The sequence below is a fragment of the Streptomyces gamaensis genome (assembly GCF_042656465.1).
Lineage (GTDB): Bacteria > Actinomycetota > Actinomycetes > Streptomycetales > Streptomycetaceae > Streptomyces > Streptomyces gamaensis.
The window spans coordinates 25,960-42,857 of the sequence record NZ_JBHSPB010000021.1; the positions used below are offsets into that span (position 1 = coordinate 25,960).

General features: G+C 75.2%; 15 protein-coding genes. 8 read left to right on the top strand and 7 right to left on the bottom strand.

The window, feature by feature from the left end:
* Positions 1-49: 49 nt before the first annotated feature.
* On the bottom strand, positions 50-805 hold the full coding sequence (locus tag ACFP1Z_RS27145) for an SIS domain-containing protein (protein ID WP_390320264.1): 756 nt from the start codon (positions 803-805) through the stop codon (positions 50-52).
* Between the two features lie 205 nt (positions 806-1,010).
* Here ACFP1Z_RS27145 and ACFP1Z_RS27150 point away from each other — a divergent pair, with 205 nt between their 5' ends.
* The 3 genes from ACFP1Z_RS27150 (at position 1,011) to ACFP1Z_RS27160 (ending at position 4,766) form a co-directional block, all read left to right on the top strand.
* A complete protein-coding gene (locus tag ACFP1Z_RS27150; RefSeq protein WP_390320265.1) occupies positions 1,011-1,703 on the top strand; it encodes a metal-dependent transcriptional regulator in 693 nt (230 codons plus the stop codon).
* Positions 1,704-2,226: 523 nt separating this feature from the next.
* Entirely contained in the window at positions 2,227-3,099 is an 873-nt protein-coding gene (locus tag ACFP1Z_RS27155) for an alpha/beta fold hydrolase (RefSeq protein WP_390320266.1), read from the top strand.
* A gap of 119 nt (positions 3,100-3,218) precedes the next feature.
* Positions 3,219-4,766 (top strand): FAD-dependent monooxygenase, encoded by a 1,548-nt coding sequence (locus ACFP1Z_RS27160; protein ID WP_390320268.1) that lies wholly within the window; start codon positions 3,219-3,221, stop codon positions 4,764-4,766.
* A 54-nt stretch (positions 4,767-4,820) separates the two neighbouring features.
* On the opposite strand, the gene ACFP1Z_RS27165 is transcribed toward ACFP1Z_RS27160, so the two are convergent.
* Entirely contained in the window at positions 4,821-5,489 is a 669-nt protein-coding gene (locus ACFP1Z_RS27165; protein ID WP_390320269.1) for a bifunctional DNA primase/polymerase, read from the bottom strand.
* Positions 5,490-5,802: 313 nt separating this feature from the next.
* Between ACFP1Z_RS27165 and ACFP1Z_RS27170 the strand changes: the two genes are divergently transcribed.
* The 4 genes from ACFP1Z_RS27170 (at position 5,803) to purU (ending at position 10,730) form a co-directional block, all read left to right on the top strand.
* Complete coding sequence (locus ACFP1Z_RS27170) at positions 5,803-7,191, top strand: transcriptional regulator (protein WP_390320270.1); 1,389 nt, start codon at positions 5,803-5,805, stop codon at positions 7,189-7,191.
* Between the two features lie 149 nt (positions 7,192-7,340).
* On the top strand, positions 7,341-9,194 hold the full coding sequence (locus ACFP1Z_RS27175; RefSeq protein WP_390320271.1) for a hypothetical protein: 1,854 nt from the start codon (positions 7,341-7,343) through the stop codon (positions 9,192-9,194).
* Positions 9,195-9,301: 107 nt separating this feature from the next.
* The gene (locus ACFP1Z_RS27180; RefSeq protein WP_390320353.1) at positions 9,302-9,748 is read left to right on the top strand and encodes an SCO4402 family protein; all 447 of its coding nucleotides are present in this window, start codon (positions 9,302-9,304) and stop codon (positions 9,746-9,748) included.
* A 70-nt stretch (positions 9,749-9,818) separates the two neighbouring features.
* Positions 9,819-10,730: a formyltetrahydrofolate deformylase gene (purU, locus tag ACFP1Z_RS27185; protein WP_390320272.1), complete on the top strand. Its 912-nt coding sequence runs from the start codon at positions 9,819-9,821 to the stop codon at positions 10,728-10,730.
* Between the two features lie 81 nt (positions 10,731-10,811).
* On the opposite strand, the gene ACFP1Z_RS27190 is transcribed toward purU, so the two are convergent.
* Together ACFP1Z_RS27190 and ACFP1Z_RS27195 are read right to left on the bottom strand one after the other, a co-directional pair.
* On the bottom strand, positions 10,812-12,002 hold the full coding sequence (locus ACFP1Z_RS27190; protein WP_390320273.1) for a maleylpyruvate isomerase N-terminal domain-containing protein: 1,191 nt from the start codon (positions 12,000-12,002) through the stop codon (positions 10,812-10,814).
* A complete protein-coding gene (locus tag ACFP1Z_RS27195) occupies positions 11,999-12,565 on the bottom strand; it encodes a sigma-70 family RNA polymerase sigma factor (RefSeq protein WP_390320274.1) in 567 nt (188 codons plus the stop codon). Before ACFP1Z_RS27195 ends, ACFP1Z_RS27190 begins: the two co-directional genes overlap by 4 nt.
* Positions 12,566-13,033: 468 nt before the next feature.
* Between ACFP1Z_RS27195 and ACFP1Z_RS27200 the strand changes: the two genes are divergently transcribed.
* Complete coding sequence (locus ACFP1Z_RS27200) at positions 13,034-13,429, top strand: STAS domain-containing protein (protein WP_390320276.1); 396 nt, start codon at positions 13,034-13,036, stop codon at positions 13,427-13,429.
* Between the two features lie 70 nt (positions 13,430-13,499).
* Here ACFP1Z_RS27200 and ACFP1Z_RS27205 read toward each other — a convergent pair whose 3' ends face one another.
* From ACFP1Z_RS27205 to ACFP1Z_RS27215, 3 genes are all read right to left on the bottom strand, one after another.
* Positions 13,500-14,681 (bottom strand): sensor histidine kinase, encoded by a 1,182-nt coding sequence (locus tag ACFP1Z_RS27205; RefSeq protein ID WP_390320277.1) that lies wholly within the window; start codon positions 14,679-14,681, stop codon positions 13,500-13,502.
* Positions 14,678-15,370: a response regulator gene (locus tag ACFP1Z_RS27210; protein ID WP_390320278.1), complete on the bottom strand. Its 693-nt coding sequence runs from the start codon at positions 15,368-15,370 to the stop codon at positions 14,678-14,680. The genes ACFP1Z_RS27205 and ACFP1Z_RS27210 overlap by 4 nt, the downstream gene beginning before the upstream one ends.
* Positions 15,371-15,581: 211 nt before the next feature.
* Positions 15,582-16,757 carry a tetratricopeptide repeat protein gene (locus ACFP1Z_RS27215; RefSeq protein WP_390320354.1) on the bottom strand — a complete coding sequence of 392 codons (1,176 nt, stop codon included), beginning with the start codon at positions 16,755-16,757 and terminating at the stop codon, positions 15,582-15,584.
* Between the last annotated feature and the right edge of the window lie 141 nt (positions 16,758-16,898).

Here is a 16,898-nt window from a genome sequence, read left to right on the forward strand (position 1 = left end):
GCGGGGGGCGGTGCTGGAACAGCAGTGCCGGAAGATCAGTGCTGGAAGATCAGTGCCGGAAGAAGATCCGGTCCCCGTACTCGCTCAGCACCCGCCCGTTCCACTCGTGGCCCCCGTCGACGTTGCCGGAGCGCAGCAGTGGCGGGTCGATGCCGCGGGAGGCCAGTTCGCCCGCGGCGCTCGCGACGATCGCCTGTATGACGGAACTGGCGACGACCGTGGAGGCGGGCCCGAAGGGCGCGGCGATGCCGTCCGCGGTGAGCTCCGCGTCCCCGATGCCGATCTTGGTGTCGACGACCAGGTCGCAGTGGTCCTTCAGGAACGTCCCCGACACATGGCGGGACTTGGTGTGCTCCGCGTAGGCAAGAGAGGTCACACCGATGACCTTCACACCCAGGGCGCGCGCGTTCATGGCCATCTCGACGGGCAGCGAGTTCCGGCCGGACAGCGAGATGACGACCAGGACGTCGCCGCGCCGCACGGGGCTGGTGTCCAGGACCGCTCCGGCCAGTCCGTCGACGCGCTCCAGCGCGCTGCCGAGGGTGGCGGGCATGACGTCCAGGCCCACGACCCCGGGCACCGCCAGCAGATTGATCAGGGCGAGCCCGCCCGCCCGGTAGACGACGTCCTGCGCGGGCAGCGAGGAGTGCCCGGCGCCGAAGACGAACAGCCGTCGGCCGTCCGCCACCGCGTCGGCGAACATCGCGCCCGCCGTGGCGATGTGCCCGGCCTCCTCGTCGCGCACCCGCCGCAGCAGCCCGATCGCGGCGTCGAAGAACTGCCCGGCCAGCTCGTTCTCGCTCATCGCTGCGGGTCTCCTTGGCTTCGGATCCGGTGGCACGGACAGTCTGGCGTACGCTCGTGGCGCGGATCACGTTGCGGTCTGGACCTCAGCCCTGTCAATACGGTGCCGCACTCTCCGCGCCGCCGTCGCGGTCGGCGGCGCCGTTGTCGGGGGTATGCGTCAGAATTGAGGTCAGGGCCACCGCACGACTTATCGAGGGGCACGCATGTCCGGACTGATCGACACCACGGAGATGTATCTCCGCACCATTCTCGAACTCGAAGAGGAGGGTGTCGTCCCCATGCGTGCCCGCATCGCCGAGCGGCTCGACCAGAGCGGCCCGACGGTGAGCCAGACGGTGGCCCGCATGGAGCGCGACGGTCTGCTGTCCGTCGCCGGCGACCGGCACCTGGAGCTGACCGAGGAGGGCCGCCGGCTGGCCACGCGCGTGATGCGCAAGCACCGCCTCGCGGAGTGCCTCCTGGTCGATGTGATCGGCCTGGAGTGGGAGCAGGTCCACGCCGAGGCGTGCCGCTGGGAGCATGTGATGAGCGAGGCCGTCGAGCGGCGCGTGCTGGAGCTGCTGCGGCACCCCACCGAGTCGCCGTACGGCAATCCGATCCCGGGCCTGGAGGAGCTGGGCGAGAAGGCCGAGGCCGATCCGTTCCTGGACGAGAGCACGGTCAGCCTGGTGGAGCTGGAGCCGGGCGGCGACGGCAAGACCGTGGTGGTCCGCCGCATCGGCGAGCCCATCCAGACCGACCCGCAGCTGATGTACACGCTGCGCCGGGCCGGGGTGCAGCCGGGCGCGGTGGTCAGCGTGACGGAGTCGGCGGGCGGGGTGCTCGTCGGCAGCAGCGGCGAGGCCGCGGAGCTGTCCACGGACATTGCGGCGCACGTGTTCGTGGCCAAGCGCTGACGCCCGGCCGCGACGGCCGACGGCTCGATTGAGGGGCGCCCCGAAGGGGCGCCCCTTCGTTGTGCACGCGCCCCCTCGGGTCGGCTGTCCTGGGGCAACTCCCGGGAATCTGGCCGGAGTCGGCGTAATGGGAGCGTACGGCCCCGGGGCGTGCAAGGCTGGCGCTGACGCATATGCGCGCGGCGTGATGCCGCCGGAGGGGGAGGGGCATCGAGGATGCCGAGGGGGCTGTCCGGGGCTGGCCGCGCGGCGGGGCGAGGGCCCCGGCGCCCTTGCGAGCGGCCGGGGCCCTGCCTCCCCATATACCCCCGTGGCGACCCGGAGCCCCGAGCTCTCAGGGTCCGCCCCGCGGACCTTCTTCCCCGAGCGGTCCGCGCCCAGGTCGATTACTCCCCTGGGTGCCGCCGGTCAACCCTTCACAGAGGTCACTCGAACGAGGGGTGTTGCGCCTGAAGGCCAGCTGTTCGAATACGAGTTCTATATGGTGGAGTCGCTCGGGGGAGAACTGGGGGTGTGAGAAGTCATGGTGCGGCGTATCGACGTGATCGGGAGCGCCGGAGTGCGGCTCGCTGCCTGGGAGTTCGCCGACCCGCCGAAGGTCTGCGGCCGGGGCGGCGAGGGCGGCGGCCGGAGCTCCGTGCTGCTGCTCCACGGGCTGATGGGCCGCGCCGCCCACTGGGCGGGCACGTCCCGCTGGCTCGCCGGCCGGCACCGCGCGGTCGCCCTCGACCAGCGCGGCCACGGCCGCAGCGAGCGCCCCGCCGACGGGCCGTACACCCGCGAGGTGTACGTGGCCGATGTGGAGACGGTGATCGAGCGCCTGGGCCTCGCGCCGGTCACCCTCGTCGGGCACGCGATGGGCGCCCTGACCGCCTGGCAACTGGCCGCCCGCCGCCCCGATCTGGTGCGGGCCCTGGTCATCTGCGAGATGCGGGCCTCCGCGCTCGGCGCGGCCTCGCAGCGCGAGTGGGACGCGTGGTGCAAGTCCTGGCCGGTGCCCTTCGCGACGCTGGCGGACGTGCGCAAGTGGTTCGGCGAGGACGACCCGTCCCTGGAGCGGCCCAGGCCGGCCCGGGGCGACTTCTTCGCGGAGGTGATGGCCGAGCGGGCGGACGGCTGGCGCCCGGTCTTCTCGCGCCGCCAGATGCTGCACGCCCGCGAGACGTATGTGCACGAGGCGCACTGGGAGGAGCTCGCCCTCGTCGAGTGCCCCGCGCTCGTCGTGCGCGGCCTCGACGGCTCGCTGGGGCGGGCCGAGGCCCAGGAGATGGTCCGCGTCCTGCCGCAGGGCGTCTACGCCGAGGTGCCCGACGCCGGTCACTATGTGCACTACGACCAGCCCGAGGGCTGGCGCGGGGTCGTCGAGCCCTTCCTGGCCGCGGCCCTGCCCGCCTGAGCCCGGCGGGCGGGCGCCGCGAAAATTCAACGGTCGTTGACATTCTTCGGGGCGCGGGTGTGCACTGGCAGTACGGCAAGCAGCGATACGGCAAGCACCGAACGGCCCGAGGAGCGACCATGTCCTCTCTGTCGACGCCCGTCGCGGGCACCGCCGACGTCCTGATCGTCGGTGCCGGCCCCACCGGACTGCTCCTCGCCGGCGATCTCGCCGCCGCGGGGGTGCGCGTGACCGTGCTGGAGAAGCGCGCCCGGCAGTCGAATCTCACGCGGGCCTTCGCGGTGCACGCGCGCACCCTGGAGCTCCTCGACGCCCGTTCGCTCGCCGAGGAGCTGATCGCCACCGGCCCGTTCGTCTCCTCCCTGCGCGTCGCCGGGCGCGCCCGGCTGGATCTGGGAGCGCTGCCCAGCCGCTTCGCCGGAGTGCTGTTCACCCCGCAGTACGAGACCGAGCGGCTGCTGGAGAGGCGCGCCCGGGAGCACGGCGCCGAGATCCGCCGCGCGACGGAGGTCGTCGGCCTGCGGCAGGACGCGACCGGGGTCGAGGCCGAGGTCCGCACGTCCGGCGCCGCGCCGCGCGACGCCGACGCGGCCGTCTACGACGACCCCTACGGAGGTGCCCACGGCGCGCCCGACCCGGCCGGGGAGGAGACCGCCTCCACCGAACTCCTGCGCGCCGACTGGCTCGTGGGCGCGGACGGCGTGCACAGCACCGTCCGGCGGCTGATCGGCATGCCCTTCCCGGGACGGGCCGTCCTGCGCTCCGTCATGCTCGCCGACGTCCGTCTGAAGACGGAGCCCGAGGAACTCCCGTCGGTCAGGAGCGTGGCCGAGGGCATCGCGTTCATCGTGCCCTTCGGCGACGGCTGGTACCGGGTGATCGCCTGGCGGCGCGGCAGCGATCTGCCCTCCAGCGCGCCCGTCGACCTGGAGGAGCTGCGCGCGGTCGTCAAGGCCGCGTTCGGCACCGACTACGGCCTGCACGACCCGCGTTGGCTCTCCCGCTTCCACAGCGACGAGCGGCAGGTGCCCCGCTACCGCGACGGCCGGATCCTCCTCGCGGGCGACGCCGCGCACGTCCACTCGCCCGCCGGCGGCCTGGGCATGAACGCGGGCCTACAGGACGCCGTCAACCTCGGCTGGAAACTCGCCGCCGTCGTCCAGATGCGCGCGGACGAGACGCTGCTCGACAGCTACCACGCCGAACGGCACCCCGTCGGGCAGCTCGTGCTGCGGCTGAGCGGGGCCATCGTCCGTACCGCGCTGCTCGGTTCGTCCCTGAGCCGGGGCGTGGCGTCCGCGGCAGGCCTGGCCGCCCGCGTCGCCCCGCCGCTGGGACGGCGTGCCGCCCTGCTCGTCTCCGGCCTGTCGGTCGGCTATCCGGCGCCGCCGGGCGCCCACCCGCTCGTCGGCCGGCGCGCCCCCGATCTGCCGCTCGCGGAGACCGCCGGGGGCCCCACGCGTCTGTACGAGGCGCTGCGTGCCGGTACGTACGTCCGGGTCCTGCCGCGTGGCGGGCACGCACCGGAAGAAACGGGCGTCACCACGGTCACCCGCGCCGACGCCCGGACAACTGCCCTGCTCGTACGGCCCGATGGCTATGTCGCGGAGGCCACGGAAGCGCCGACGGCACCAGGAACAACGGGAACACCGGGAACGATGCCGTGATCCGGGCGCGTGGCGCGTGCGACCGGGGCGCGGCGGTGTGCGCGCTGCCGTGCCTCACCTGCGCCGGACCACCGCCGCCTCGCGCCCGCACGCGTAGGCGAGCGCGCTGACCAGCTCCTCCGCGTCGGGCAGCCAGCGGTTGGCGGCCGTCGGGTGGCGCGCCCACTGCACCGAGCCGCGCGAGCCCATCCGGGTCGGCGGCGCCACCACGTAGTCGCCCTCGCCGCGCGGGACGAGATCCAGGGACGAGGGGTGCCAGCCCAGCTTCCGCGCGGCCTCCCCGACCTTCAGGGCCCCGCCGGGCAGCACGAAGAACAGCATCCGCCCGTACGGGGTGCAGGTGATCGGCCCCAGCTGGATGTTCATCCGCTCCATGCGCGCGAGCGCCAGACAGCCCGCCAACTCCGGTACGTCCAGGGCGTCGAACGTACGGCCCGTCGGCAACAGGACCGAGGCCCAGGGCTGCTTGCCCCACAGCCGGCGCGCGGCCACGGCGCTGCCCGTGGCCTGGTGGGCCCAGTCCGGACGGGCCGGGTGCGCGCCCGGGGCCGGGCAGGCCGGCTCGCCGCACGAGCACACCTCGCGGCCGCCGTCCGCGACCAGCCACGTGCCGGGGAAAACATCCCAGTGCCGATCCTCCGCATACCGGACAGCCGCGTCGAGCGGTTGCTCGACGCGCTGTTGGGGAATGTGCGGGGCTCCTACTCCGATGGTCTCTTCCACGCCCCACTCAACTCCCCCTGTCACCAGGGGTTACGGCTCAGGCTCACGCTTGTCGGCGGCGGCCGGAAATGCACACGGGGCGCACGGATGCATGTACGGGGGCGCAGAGGCGGGTTCTCCGCCGAGGGTGGGTAGCCACCAGCCTGGCGGTACGGGCGAGACGGTCCCATGCATCACATGACCGTCAAGTCCGCATTCTCCGGACATCAGGGGGGCAAAGATCACAGGGGAAGGCGCAGCCGGCCGAAACGGCTTCTCCGCATCCCGCGGCGCCGGCCGCGAACGCTTATAGCAGTCCCAGGGGGTAGAGAACATGGCCGCACGGCCACTTGTGGCGCGACAGCCCAACGAACGGCTGCAGGCGCTCATCCAGGAAGCCGCCTGTTCCAACGCCGGTCTCGCCCGGCGCGTCAACATGTGCGGCGCCGAGCACGGTCTCGACCTGCGCTACGACAAGACCTCCGTGGCGCGCTGGCTGCGGGGCCAGCAGCCGCGCGGACGGGCCCCCGCCATCATCGCCGAGGCGCTCGGCCGCAAGCTCGGCCGCACCGTCACCATCGACGAGATCGGCATGGCCAACGGCAAGAACCTCGCCTCCGGCGTGGGCCTGCAGTTCTCCCCGACCGTCCTCGGCGCCATCGAGCAGGTCTGCGAACTGTGGCGCAGCGACGTCGGCCGCCGGGACTTCCTCAGCGGCACCTCCGTCGCCTCCTCCGCGCTCGTCGAACCCAGCCGCGACTGGCTGATCACCGCCGCGGACGCGCAGGTCGCCCGCAACGCCGGTGCCCGCGTCGGCGGCAGCGACGTCGAGGCCGTACGGGCCACCACCGACGCCCTCGTCGAACTCGACCACCGCTACGGCAGCGGACACGTGCGCCCCGTGGTGGTCCACTACCTCAACAGCGTCGTCTCCGGGCTGCTCGCCGGCTCCTACCGCGAGTCCGTGGGGCGCGAACTCTTCGCCGCCGTCGCCAGGTTGACGGAGCTGGCCGGCTACATGGCCGTCGACACCGGCCAGCCCGGGCTCGCCCAGCGCTACTACATCCAGGCGCTGCGGCTCGCCCAGGCCGCCGACGACCGCGGCTACGGCGGCTACGTCCTGGCCGCCGGCATGAGCCATCTCGCCGCTTCCCTGGGCAACCCCAGGGAGATCGCGCAGCTGGCCAAGGCCGCCCAGGAGGGCTCACGGGGCCAGGTCGGGCCCCGGGCCGAGGCCATGTTCTACGCGGCGGAGGCCCGCGGGCACGCCCTGATGGGCGACTCCCGGTCCTGCCACGCCGTCGCGGGCCGGGCCACCGCCGCCCTCGAACGGGCCGAGAACGGCCCGGACTCCGGCGACGACCCCGCCTGGATCCGCCACTTCGACCACGCGTACCTCGCCGACGAACTCGCCCACTGCCACCGCGATCTCGGCCAGGCCGACCAGGCCCGCCGGTGCGCCGAGGACGCCATCGCCGGGCACGCCGAGGGCCGGGTGCGCCGCCGCGCCATCGGGCTGCTGCTGCTGGCCACCGCGCAGGTCCAGCAGCGCGACGTCGACGAGGCGTGCGCCACGGGCACCCGCGCCCTGGAGCTGCTGGGGACCCTGCGCTCCAACCGGGGCGCCGAGTATCTCGACGACTTCCAGCAGCGGCTCGCCCCGTACCGGGAGGAGCCGGTGGTCAGGGAGTTCGGGGCGCGGATGGAGGTGCAGGCGGCGTAGCGGCGGCGGTTCCGGGTGCCCGGTGCGCGAGGGCGCGGCACCCGGAGCCGGGTACGGGCGGCCTGCCGCGGAACCGCGCGGGAGTCCGGGGCGAGCGGGTAGCGTGAGCCGGACGCTTCCGCAATTCCCGTACAGCCTGAGGAGTCCCGGTGACGCAGAGCGGACCCGCGCAGTCGGAGCCCACCGACGGGTGGGGTGCGCCCCCCGGACAGTCGTGGGCGCCCGGCGCGCACCGCGCTCCCCTGCCACCCGAGGCCCCGCCGGGCGCCCCGCGGCCGCCCGCGTACGCGCCGGGCGCGCAGCCGCCCCCGGGCGACTCCGAGGCCACCCAGTACATACCCCCGGTGCTCGGCGGCGGGCCCATACCCGGCGCCTCCGACCCCGCGTCGGAGGCGACCCGCTATCTCCCGCCGGTCGGCGCCGGCCCGGTACCGGGCGCACCGCCGCCCCCGGCTCCGTACGCGCAGGGAGCTCCCGCCGTGCCCGGACAGGCCGGTGAGGCCACGCAGTTGCTGCCGCCGCAGGGCGGCGCGGGCCCGTACGGGCAGGGCGCTCCGTACGGCCAGGGCGCGTCTTCCGCTCCGGGATCCGCCGGTGAGGCCACGCAGTTGCTGCCGCCGCAGGGCAGCGCGGGCCCGTACGGGCAGGGCGCTCCGTACGGCCAGGGCGCGTCTTCCGCTCCGGGACCCGCCGGTGAGGCCACGCAGTTGCTGCCGCCGCAGGGCAGCGCGGCTCCGTACGGGCAGGGCGCTCCGTATGCCCAGGGCACGTCCGCCGCTCCGGGATCCGCCGCGGAGGCCACGCAGTTGCTCCCTCCGCAGGCCTCGTCGGCCCCGTACGCCGCGCCCGCCCCTTCCGACGGCTCGGCGGCGGCCACGCAGTATCTGCCGCCCGTCGGCCCCGGTGCCGGGGCGCCGCAGTACTTCCCGCCCGCGCCGCAGGCCGGTGCGCCGGCGACGCAGTACCTGCCGCCGGTGGACGACGCGCAGCCGTACGGCCGGGAGGCGGAGGCGCGGGCCGGGGAGGCCACGCGGCTGCTGCCCCCGCAGGGGGCGTCCGGGGCGGCGTCCGCCGAGGCCACGCGTCATCTGCCGCCCGTCACCGGCGAGTTCGGGCCCGGTCGGCAGCAGGCGCCCGTACCGCCGCGGGCTCCGGCGGGCGGGCAGGCGCACACCCCGCCCCCGTCCGGCTTCGAAGGGCTGTTCCGCGCGGACAGCGGCACCACGCCGTCGGCCTCCGCGCCTCCGGCCGGCGCCGCACAGGTGCCGCCGCCCCGCGCCCCCGCCCCCGGCGGCGGAAGCACTCCTTCCGGTGAACCTCGCAAGGGGCGCCGCAAGATGCCGACGGCCGCGGTCGTCGGCATCGTCGTGGCGGGCTGCGCCACCGCCGGTCTCGCCGCGGGGGCCCTGCTCAGCGGCGGGGACGACGACTCGGACGGCAAGCAGAACGCCGCCGCGACCTCGTCGACGGCCGCCGGCAGCACCCCGGGCACCTCCGGCGGGGACGGCGACAAGGGGGCGCGGCCGCAGGAGTCCGCGTCGGCGGACCCGGTGGCCGCGCAGGCCAAGGCCCTGGACGCGCTGCTGAACGACAGCAGCGCGAGCCGGGACGCGGTCATCAGGGCGGTCGACGCCACCCGCAACTGCCGGGACCTCGGCAAGGCGGCGAGCGACCTGCGGTCCGCCGCGAAGGAGCGCGACGCCCTCGTCGCCCGGCTGCAGAAGACCCCCGTCGACAAGCTGCCCGGCAGCGGCGAGCTGTCCGCGCAGTTGACGAAGGCGTGGCAGTCCTCGTCCTCGGCGGACTCCCACTACGCCGCGTGGGCCGACCAGGCGGGCGGCGGCCAGGGCTGCGACAAGGGCCACGCGAAGCCCACCGGCGACAGCTCCGCCGCCGACCGGGCCAGCGGTGACGCGACCGCCGCCAAGAAGCAGGCCGCCGACCTGTGGAACCCGATCGCGAAGAAGTACGGGCTGACGCAGCGCTCGTGGGCCCAGCTGTAGGCGGCCGCCCCGGGTCCCGTGGTCCGTCCCTCCCAAGGGGGAACGTACGATCGACCGTTGTGCAAGGTTCGGAGAAGACTTCCCGTCGCGGCCGCCGCTCGACCACCATGGACGGCATGCCGCTCAATGACATGCCATGGTGGCGCTGGCGCGCACACGTGCGTTCCGCGCTGCACATGCTCTCGGACCCGGTCTTCCAGCAGGAGGCCTGGGCCGCGGGCAGCACGGGGTTCGGGGACGTGACCGACGCCGTCTACCGGCTCGTCGAGGACACCTGGCTGGACAACTGGTCGGCCGAGAAGTACATAGGGACGATCTTCCGGGACACCGCCGAGGCGGCCCTCGTCGACGCGGCCGTGCTGCGGGTCCTGCGGATCATGCACCAGGTGGGCGCGGACGCCCCGGTCTCGGCCTACATGGAGCACCCCGGCTGGCCGGAGGCGGTCCACGCGGCCCGTGAGGCCCACGTCAGGCTCGCGGCCGGCGACGGGGACGACCCGGATGCCCGGCCCCGGTCCCTGGAGGCGCTGGAGCGGCTGACCCGCGTGCGCTGAGGGGCGGGCGGGGGCCCGGGGGAAGCGACGGTTCCGCGGGGGGCGGCGGGGTGTGCGACGCTAGTGCGCTATGAACGCCTCGCAGTCCCCCGTCACCGAAGGGGCCTCCGCGCTGCCCGAGCAGTCCGACCGGCCCGAACAGTACGTCCTCACCCTCTCCTGCCCCGACCAGCGGGGCATCGTGCACGCGGTCTCCAGCTACCTGTTCATGACCGGGTGCAACATCGAGGACAGCCAGCAGTTCGGTGACCACGACACCGGCCTGTTCTTCATGCGCGTCCACTTCAGCGCCGACGCCCCGGTGACCGTGGAGAAGCTGCGGGCGTCCTTCGCGGCCGTCGGGGACTCCTTCCGGATGGACTGGCAGATCCACCGGGCCGACGAGAAGATGCGCGTCGTGCTCATGGTGTCCAGGTTCGGGCACTGCCTCAACGACCTGCTCTTCCGCGCCCGCATCGGCGCCCTGCCGATCGAGATCGCGGCCGTGGTCTCCAACCACACCGACTTCGCGGAGCTCGTCGGCTCGTACGGCATCCCCTTCCACCACATCCCGGTGACGAGGGAGACCAAGGCGCAGGCCGAGGCGCAGGTGCTGGAGCTGGTGCGCTCGCAGGGCGTGGAACTGGTCGTCCTCGCCCGCTACATGCAGGTGCTGTCCGACGACCTGTGCAAGCAGCTCGCGGGGCGCGTCATCAACATCCACCACTCCTTCCTGCCGAGCTTCAAGGGCGCCAAGCCGTACCACCAGGCGCACGCGCGCGGCGTGAAGCTGATCGGTGCCACGGCGCACTACGTGACCGCCGACCTCGACGAGGGCCCGATCATCGAGCAGGAGGTCGAGCGGGTCGGCCACGGGGTCACCCCTGAGCAACTCGTGGCGATCGGCCGCGACGTGGAGTGCCAGGCGCTCGCCCGCGCGGTGAAGTGGCACAGCGAGCACCGGGTGCTGCTCAACGGGCGCCGCACGGTGGTCTTCTCCTAGCGCACGCCCCCTGGGGCTCCCTGGCGCGCGGCGACCGGGGAGTCACCGGGGAGTCCGTGCGGGCCGGGCACCGCGCGCGGCTCACAGCTGGGACAGCGAGGCGGTCGCCAGCAGCACGTCGCGGATCGCCTCGCGGTCGCCCTCCTCTCCTGCCGCCGCTTCCTCCGGCAGCACGCGGCCCGCTGCCAGCCGGCAGAACTCCAGGGCGTCCAGCGCGAGATGGGCCACCTCGCCGTCGTCCGAGGCGGCCGCGGCGGGGGAGTCCAGCGGTATGTGCCAGCGACCGCCGCCGCTGCCCTCGATCTCCAGCCGCAGCGAACGCCCCGGGGCGCCCGCCGGGAGCAGGAAGCGCGGCGGCGGGGCCAGCCCCGCGCGCCGGCGGGCGGCGAGCGCGGCGGGCAGCAGCCGGGCCGCCAGGGCGATCATGCCGTGCAGATGGCGGGAGGACGGCGGCTGGTAGGGGTAGTCGACGGCTTCGGCGATGTCCCCGGCGTGCACCCAGCACTCGAAGGCGCGCTCCACGAACGCGTCGCGCAGCGGCAGCGAGAACGGGCCGTACTCCACGGTCAGTTCGGCGGCGTCGCCGTCGGCGAAGGAGGCCGCCCGGATCAGCGAGTGCCCCTGCCGGCGCCAGGCCGCGCGCACCGCGCCGGGCGGCGTCGAGCTGTCGGCGCTCCCGCTGTCCGGGCAGCGCGCGGCCCACAGCGCCTCGGTGCGCTCCGCTGCCGTGCGGGCGGCGGACGTGCGGCCTCCGGTGTCCGCGCGCAGCGGGTCGGGCAGCCCCATCGCGTCGGCCACCAGGCCGTCCACCGCCGTGAGATGGCTTATCACCGCGGCCACTGTGGCGTCGCGGCCCACGGTCCGGGTGCCGTCGAACCACTGCAGGTGCACCGGGGCGCGCCACTCCGCCTCGCCGATGTCCCGCAGCAGGGCGTCGAGGCGTGCGGTCTCCGCCTCGTACGCGGCGGCCCACGCCGGGACCGGGATGCGGGCGGGCCGCCGCTTCAGCGCGGTGGAGAGCGCCCGGGAGCGCAGCCGCGGATCGAGGTCGAGGCTGTCCTCGGGGTGCAGCAGCGCGACGGCTGCCCGCAGTCGGACGGCCTCCTCCGCGCAGTCGGCGCAGTCGGTCAGGTGCTCCTCCACGGCGGCCGTCTCCTCGGCGGAGCAGGCGGCCAGGGCCCACGCCCCGAGCAGGGACTTCAGCGTCCGGTGCGCGGCGTCCCCGGGGCCGCTCCCGGGGAGTGCGCCCTCCGGCCCGGGCGTCGCGCTCATCGGGCACCCCCGGTCACCGGCGGGGACGCCGCGCGCGGGCCCTGGTGGGCCGTGGCGAGCAGTTGCAGGCCGAGCCGCAGGCGTCTGCGTGCCTCGTCCTCGGTGACGCCGAGGACGGCGGCGCTGGCCCGGTAGTCCAGGCGCCGTAAGTAGGCGAGGTCGACGGCGGCGCGCAAGGGGGCCGGCATGGAGCTGACGATGTAGTCGGCGCGGGCCGCCGCGGAGGCCGCGCGCACCTTCTCCTCGATCTCCTGCGGGCTGCTGCCGTCGGCGGCGCCGGTGCGCCGCAGCCGCTCCACTGCCTGACGGTGCGTCAAATCAGCGAGCCAGGAGCGTAAGGGGCCCTCCTTTGGGTCGTACGCACCGGGGTTCTCCCAGACGTGGGCGAAGACCTCGCACGTGAGGCGGTCGGCGTCGGACTCGTCGCCGAGCACGCGCAGGGCGAGGGCGTGGACGAGGGAGGCGAAGCGGTCGTAGAGCTCGCCGAGGGCGGCCGCCTCGCCGTGCGCGAGCCGCTGCCGGATCCTGCGGTCCCACCGTGCCGGTGCCGTGTCGGTCGTCATGCCGCCCCTCCAGTCGCCGTCCTGCGTCCCCGCCGGGCCCGTCCCCGCCGGCCCCTTCCGCCCGCGCCCGCCGATCGCGCGCGCCGTGTGCCGCCCCTGTGCGCCGGGCCCGCTGTGCCCGGGGTCACATACTCCCCGAATGTAGAGGCAGGCTCTGACATCGCCCCCGCCTTGCCGCAAAGACCGGACCGAGGGTGGCTGCGGATGGTATTGCCGCCGTCACTTTGCGTGCAGCATATTGAGCGGTATAGATCGTACGTGCGCGAATGTGCCGATGTGTTATGCGGGTGTGACCGGATCTTGGGGGGTTCCCGCTTCGGGCTGGGCATACGCTCGTTGGAGGGCCGGTTGCCGCCGCCGATGTTCACCGCGGCACGAAGGACGCCCGGGCCGGGGGCCGGGGAGCCGCGACCGGAGAAAGGGCCTGAAACCGGACAACGACCGACCGAGCGAAGGGGCTTCGAGCGCGTGACGCTGAAGGTGAAGGACGCCGAGCGCGGGGACTGGGCGGTCCTCCGGGTCTCCGGCGAGATGGACCTGGTGACCTCGCCCGTGGTCCGGCAGCGCGTGCACGACGCGGTCGCCGACGGCCGGCGCAGTCTGGTGCTCGACCTCGCCGACGTGCGGTTCTGCGACTCCAGCGGGGTCGGCGTGCTGATCGCCGCCCGCCGGCTGATGCGCTCCTGCCAGGGGCGCCTGCGGCTCATCCTGCCCGCGCAGGGCGCGGTCGACGGCTCGCACGTCAACCGGGTCCTCGCGGCGCTCGGGGTGCGCCGGCTCTTCGACATCTACCCCGACCTGGCCGCCGCGACGCACGAGAACGCCGCCCCGGTCGCCGGCACCGACCCGATATCCGCCGCGTAGCGCGCACGGCATCGGCGCGCACGGCGCGCCGGGAGGGCGGGCGCACGGGCCGTACGCCGTGCGCCCGCCGCTACGCCTCGCGCGGGAAGACGGCCCGTACGACGAAGCCGCCCTCGTCCGTCGCGTGCGCCTCCAGCGTCCCGCCCAGACTCTGGGCCCGCTCCCGCAGGCCCACCAGGCCGTGGCCGCCGCCGGGCAGCCCGGGCGGCTGCGCGCCCGCGTCCGGCGGCCCGTTGCGGACCTCGACGACGAGCGCCCGCCCCGCGCGCCGGCGCGGCTCGCTCACCCGCACCCGGACCGAGGCCCCCGGCGCGTGCTTGCGCGCGTTCGTCAGCGCCTCCTGCACCGTACGGAACGCGGCGCGCTCCACGGCCTCCGAGCGCTGCGCCCCCGGCTCGCAGTCGTTCTCGTACGTCACGCCGAGCGCGCTGACCTCGATCAGCCGCGGCAGGTCCGCCAGGCTCGGCTGGGGCGTGAGCTCCTCGGTGTCCCCGCCGGCCGCCCGCAGGATGCCGACCATGTGCCGCAGCTCCTCCAGGGTGCGCACCGACAGGTCACGGATCCTCCCGGCGCCCTCGCGCGCCTGCTCGTCGGCCGTGCTGATCTGCACGGCCCCGGCCTGCAGGCTGATCAGGGAGACCTGGTGGGCGACGACGTCGTGCATCTCCCGGGCCAGCCGGGCGCGTTCGGTGGCCAGGACCTGGTCGGCGAGCAGCCGGTCCTCGCGGGCACGGCTGCGCGTCAGCTCGTCGAGCCGGGCGGCCAGTTCGCGGCGGGTGCGCGTGAGCAGACCGAGCGCCAGCGGCGCGGCGCCGGTGACGAGCGAGTCGACCACCGCGAGCGCCGTCTCGCGAGAGGTGGTGTACGGGTACTCGGCAGGGGGGAACGGCACGAAGTGCGCGGCCGCGAGCAGCAGCCCCGTCACGGCCAGCAGCCGCCGGTCGGCGCGCAGCGTGGCCACGGTGTACAGGGCGATCATCGGCGCGAACCAGATGTAGCCGATGTAGATGCCCGGCAGCGTGGCCAGGAACATCAGGACGGGCAGCCGCCGGCGCCACACCAGCGCGACCGCCGCGCCCAGGGAGACGGCCAGCGCCGTCCCCGGCCGCAGGCCGTTGACGAGCAGCGCCTCCGCGGTGGCGATCAGCGGGGGCAGGACGGCGGGCAGCGCGGCCCGCAGCCGGGGAGGCAGCGCGGCCGTCGCCCCCGGACCGGGGGCGCGCCGCGCCGCCCGCTCGTCCGCGGTGCTCACAGCTCGTCGCCCCCCGCCCCGGCCGGCCCGCCCGGCGCGGGCACGTCCGGGGTGACGAGGCCGGCCCGGTCGGCGACGATCGCGGCCTGGACGCGGTTGAGGCCGCCGAGCTTGCCGAGGACGGCCCGGACGTGGTCTTTGACCGTGCTCGGCGCGAGCCCCATGCGCGCGGCGATCTGCGGATTGGCCAGCCCGGCGCCGAGGTGGGCGAGGACCTCGCGCTCGCGCGGCGTGAGCCCGGCCACCGCCGTGGCCGCCGTCGTCTCCGCCTCGGCGGCCAGATAGCCGCCGATGACGGCGCGCGTCACGCCCGGGTCCAGGACGCTGCTGCCGGCCGCGAGGGTCCGTACGGCCTGCACGAGCTGCTCCGGGGCGGTGTCCTTGAGCAGGAAGCCGGTGGCGCCGGTGCGCAGCGCGGCCGCCAGGTACTCGTTGGCGTCGAAGGTGGTGAGCATCGCGACGGCGGGCGGCCGGGGGAACGCGCGCAGGGCCCGCAGCACGGTCAGCCCGTCGACGTCGGGCATGCGGATGTCGAGCAGGACGACGTCGGGGGCGCTCGCGCGCACGGTGTCCACGGCCTCGCCGCCGCCGCAGTCAGCCACCACCTCGATGTCCGGGGCCGTGCCCAGGATCATCCGCAGCCCGGACCGGACGAGCTGTTCGTCGTCCACCACCGCAACACGGATCACCGTCCGCTCCCGCCTTCCCTCTCGTGCCCGTCGGGTGCCGGCGCCGTCGTCCGGCGCCGCCCCGGCTCCTCCAGATTGCCGTACGGGTCCGACAAAAGCGGAACGCGGGGATCCGTCCGTAGGCGGGGGTGCGTCCCCGCCGCCCGGCGGGGGCGGGACCGTCATGATCCCCCGGGGAGGGGGCTCGTGCCGGACGCGGGGGCGCGGACGGCTACGGCGCGGGGGCGGTGGGCGCGGGCCCCAGGGTGGTCGTCCCCGGGGCGGCGCGGTGGCCCAGGCCCGTGCGGTAGGCGTCCAGGGCGGCCTCCACGCGGCCCGTACGGCGCAGCAGATCGCCCAGGAGGCGGCACAGGTCGGCGAGGTCGCCGGCGGCGCCCGTGCGCTCCAGGAGCGACAGGGCCGCGCAGTAGTGCTCCTCGGCGGACTCGGTGTCCGCGCGCTCCTCCGCGATCAGACCCAGCAGCCGGTGCGCGCCGCCCGCGTGGACCGCGCCGCGCTCGGCCCCGAGCGCCGAGGAGGACAGCAGCGGCCGCAACAGCGCCTCCGCCTCCCCCGTCCTGCCGCGCCGCCGCAGGACGTCCGCCAGTTCCACTTCGACCTGGACGGTGAACAGGGCGGCGCGTTTGGCCGTCAGGATGCCGCGCGCCGTGCGCAGTTCCCCCTCCGCGGGGTCCAGTTCGCCGTTCTGCGCGAGGACATAGCCGCGCATCCAGTGGCAGTGCGCGAGGTCGGTGCGCAAGTGCAGCTGCGCGCAGAGCTCCTGCGCCTTGGCGAGCGAGGCGTCGGCCTCGGCCGTGCGGCCCTCCGCGATGAGGGTGCGCGCGACGCCGCGGTACATCCCGGCGACGAGCGCCGGATCGTTCACCTGCGGAGCGAGCGCCAGCGCGAGCTGTGCGGCGTGCGCGGCGCGCACGTGCGCTCCCATGTCCATGTACGGGGCGATGGACGCGGTGTGCAGCAGCAGCAACGCGTCGGGAGCGTGCAGTCCGGAGGCGTTCAGTTCGCGGACGGTGCGCTCCAGCAGGTGGGCGCAGTAGCGCAGTTCGCCCGCCAGCAGGTGCGCGGTGGCCCGCCCGCGCAGCGCGGGAACGCGGCGCGGCAGCGGCTCGGCGGCGAGCAGGTGCTCGACGGCCGCGAAGAGGTCGCGGGCCCGGGCCGGCTCGCCGCTCTCCAGGGCGCAGTCGCCCAGCCCGAGGAGCGCGTCGGCCCGCTCGGCCGCGAGCCCGAGTGCCGCGGCCTCGTCGCGCACGGCGGCGAAGACGGCGGCGGCGTCCAGCGCGACCCCGGCGGCCAGGACATGCCGGGCCTCGGCCAGACGTGCCCGCAGCCGGGCCGCCTCCGGCCCGTGCCGGCTGCTCACCGCGTCACCCTGCCGCGCGCCACGGATCCGGTCACCGGCTGCCGCCCCCGGGCGGCCGGCGCGGCGGGCGCACGCCCGGGGGCCGTGAGCGCGGGAGGACGGCGGGTACGGGCACGCGCGCGTGCGTCTTCGCGCGGGGCCGGCCCGCCGCCCGTACCGCCGACGGGC

What these genes read in the sequence shown, in the direction of transcription:
- ACFP1Z_RS27145 (WP_390320264.1), bottom strand. Translation starts at nt 805, where the DNA reads ATGAGCGAGAACGAGCTGGCCGGGCAGTTCTTCGACGCCGCGATCGGG.
- ACFP1Z_RS27150 (WP_390320265.1), top strand. Translation starts at nt 1,011, where the DNA reads ATGTCCGGACTGATCGACACCACGGAGATGTATCTCCGCACCATTCTC.
- ACFP1Z_RS27155 (WP_390320266.1), top strand. Translation starts at nt 2,227, where the DNA reads ATGGTGCGGCGTATCGACGTGATCGGGAGCGCCGGAGTGCGGCTCGCT.
- ACFP1Z_RS27160 (WP_390320268.1), top strand. Translation starts at nt 3,219, where the DNA reads ATGTCCTCTCTGTCGACGCCCGTCGCGGGCACCGCCGACGTCCTGATC.
- ACFP1Z_RS27170 (WP_390320270.1), top strand. Translation starts at nt 5,803, where the DNA reads ATGGCCGCACGGCCACTTGTGGCGCGACAGCCCAACGAACGGCTGCAG.
- ACFP1Z_RS27180 (WP_390320353.1), top strand. Translation starts at nt 9,302, where the DNA reads ATGGACGGCATGCCGCTCAATGACATGCCATGGTGGCGCTGGCGCGCA.
- purU (WP_390320272.1), top strand. Translation starts at nt 9,819, where the DNA reads ATGAACGCCTCGCAGTCCCCCGTCACCGAAGGGGCCTCCGCGCTGCCC.
- ACFP1Z_RS27190 (WP_390320273.1), bottom strand. Translation starts at nt 12,002, where the DNA reads ATGAGCGCGACGCCCGGGCCGGAGGGCGCACTCCCCGGGAGCGGCCCC.
- ACFP1Z_RS27195 (WP_390320274.1), bottom strand. Translation starts at nt 12,565, where the DNA reads ATGACGACCGACACGGCACCGGCACGGTGGGACCGCAGGATCCGGCAG.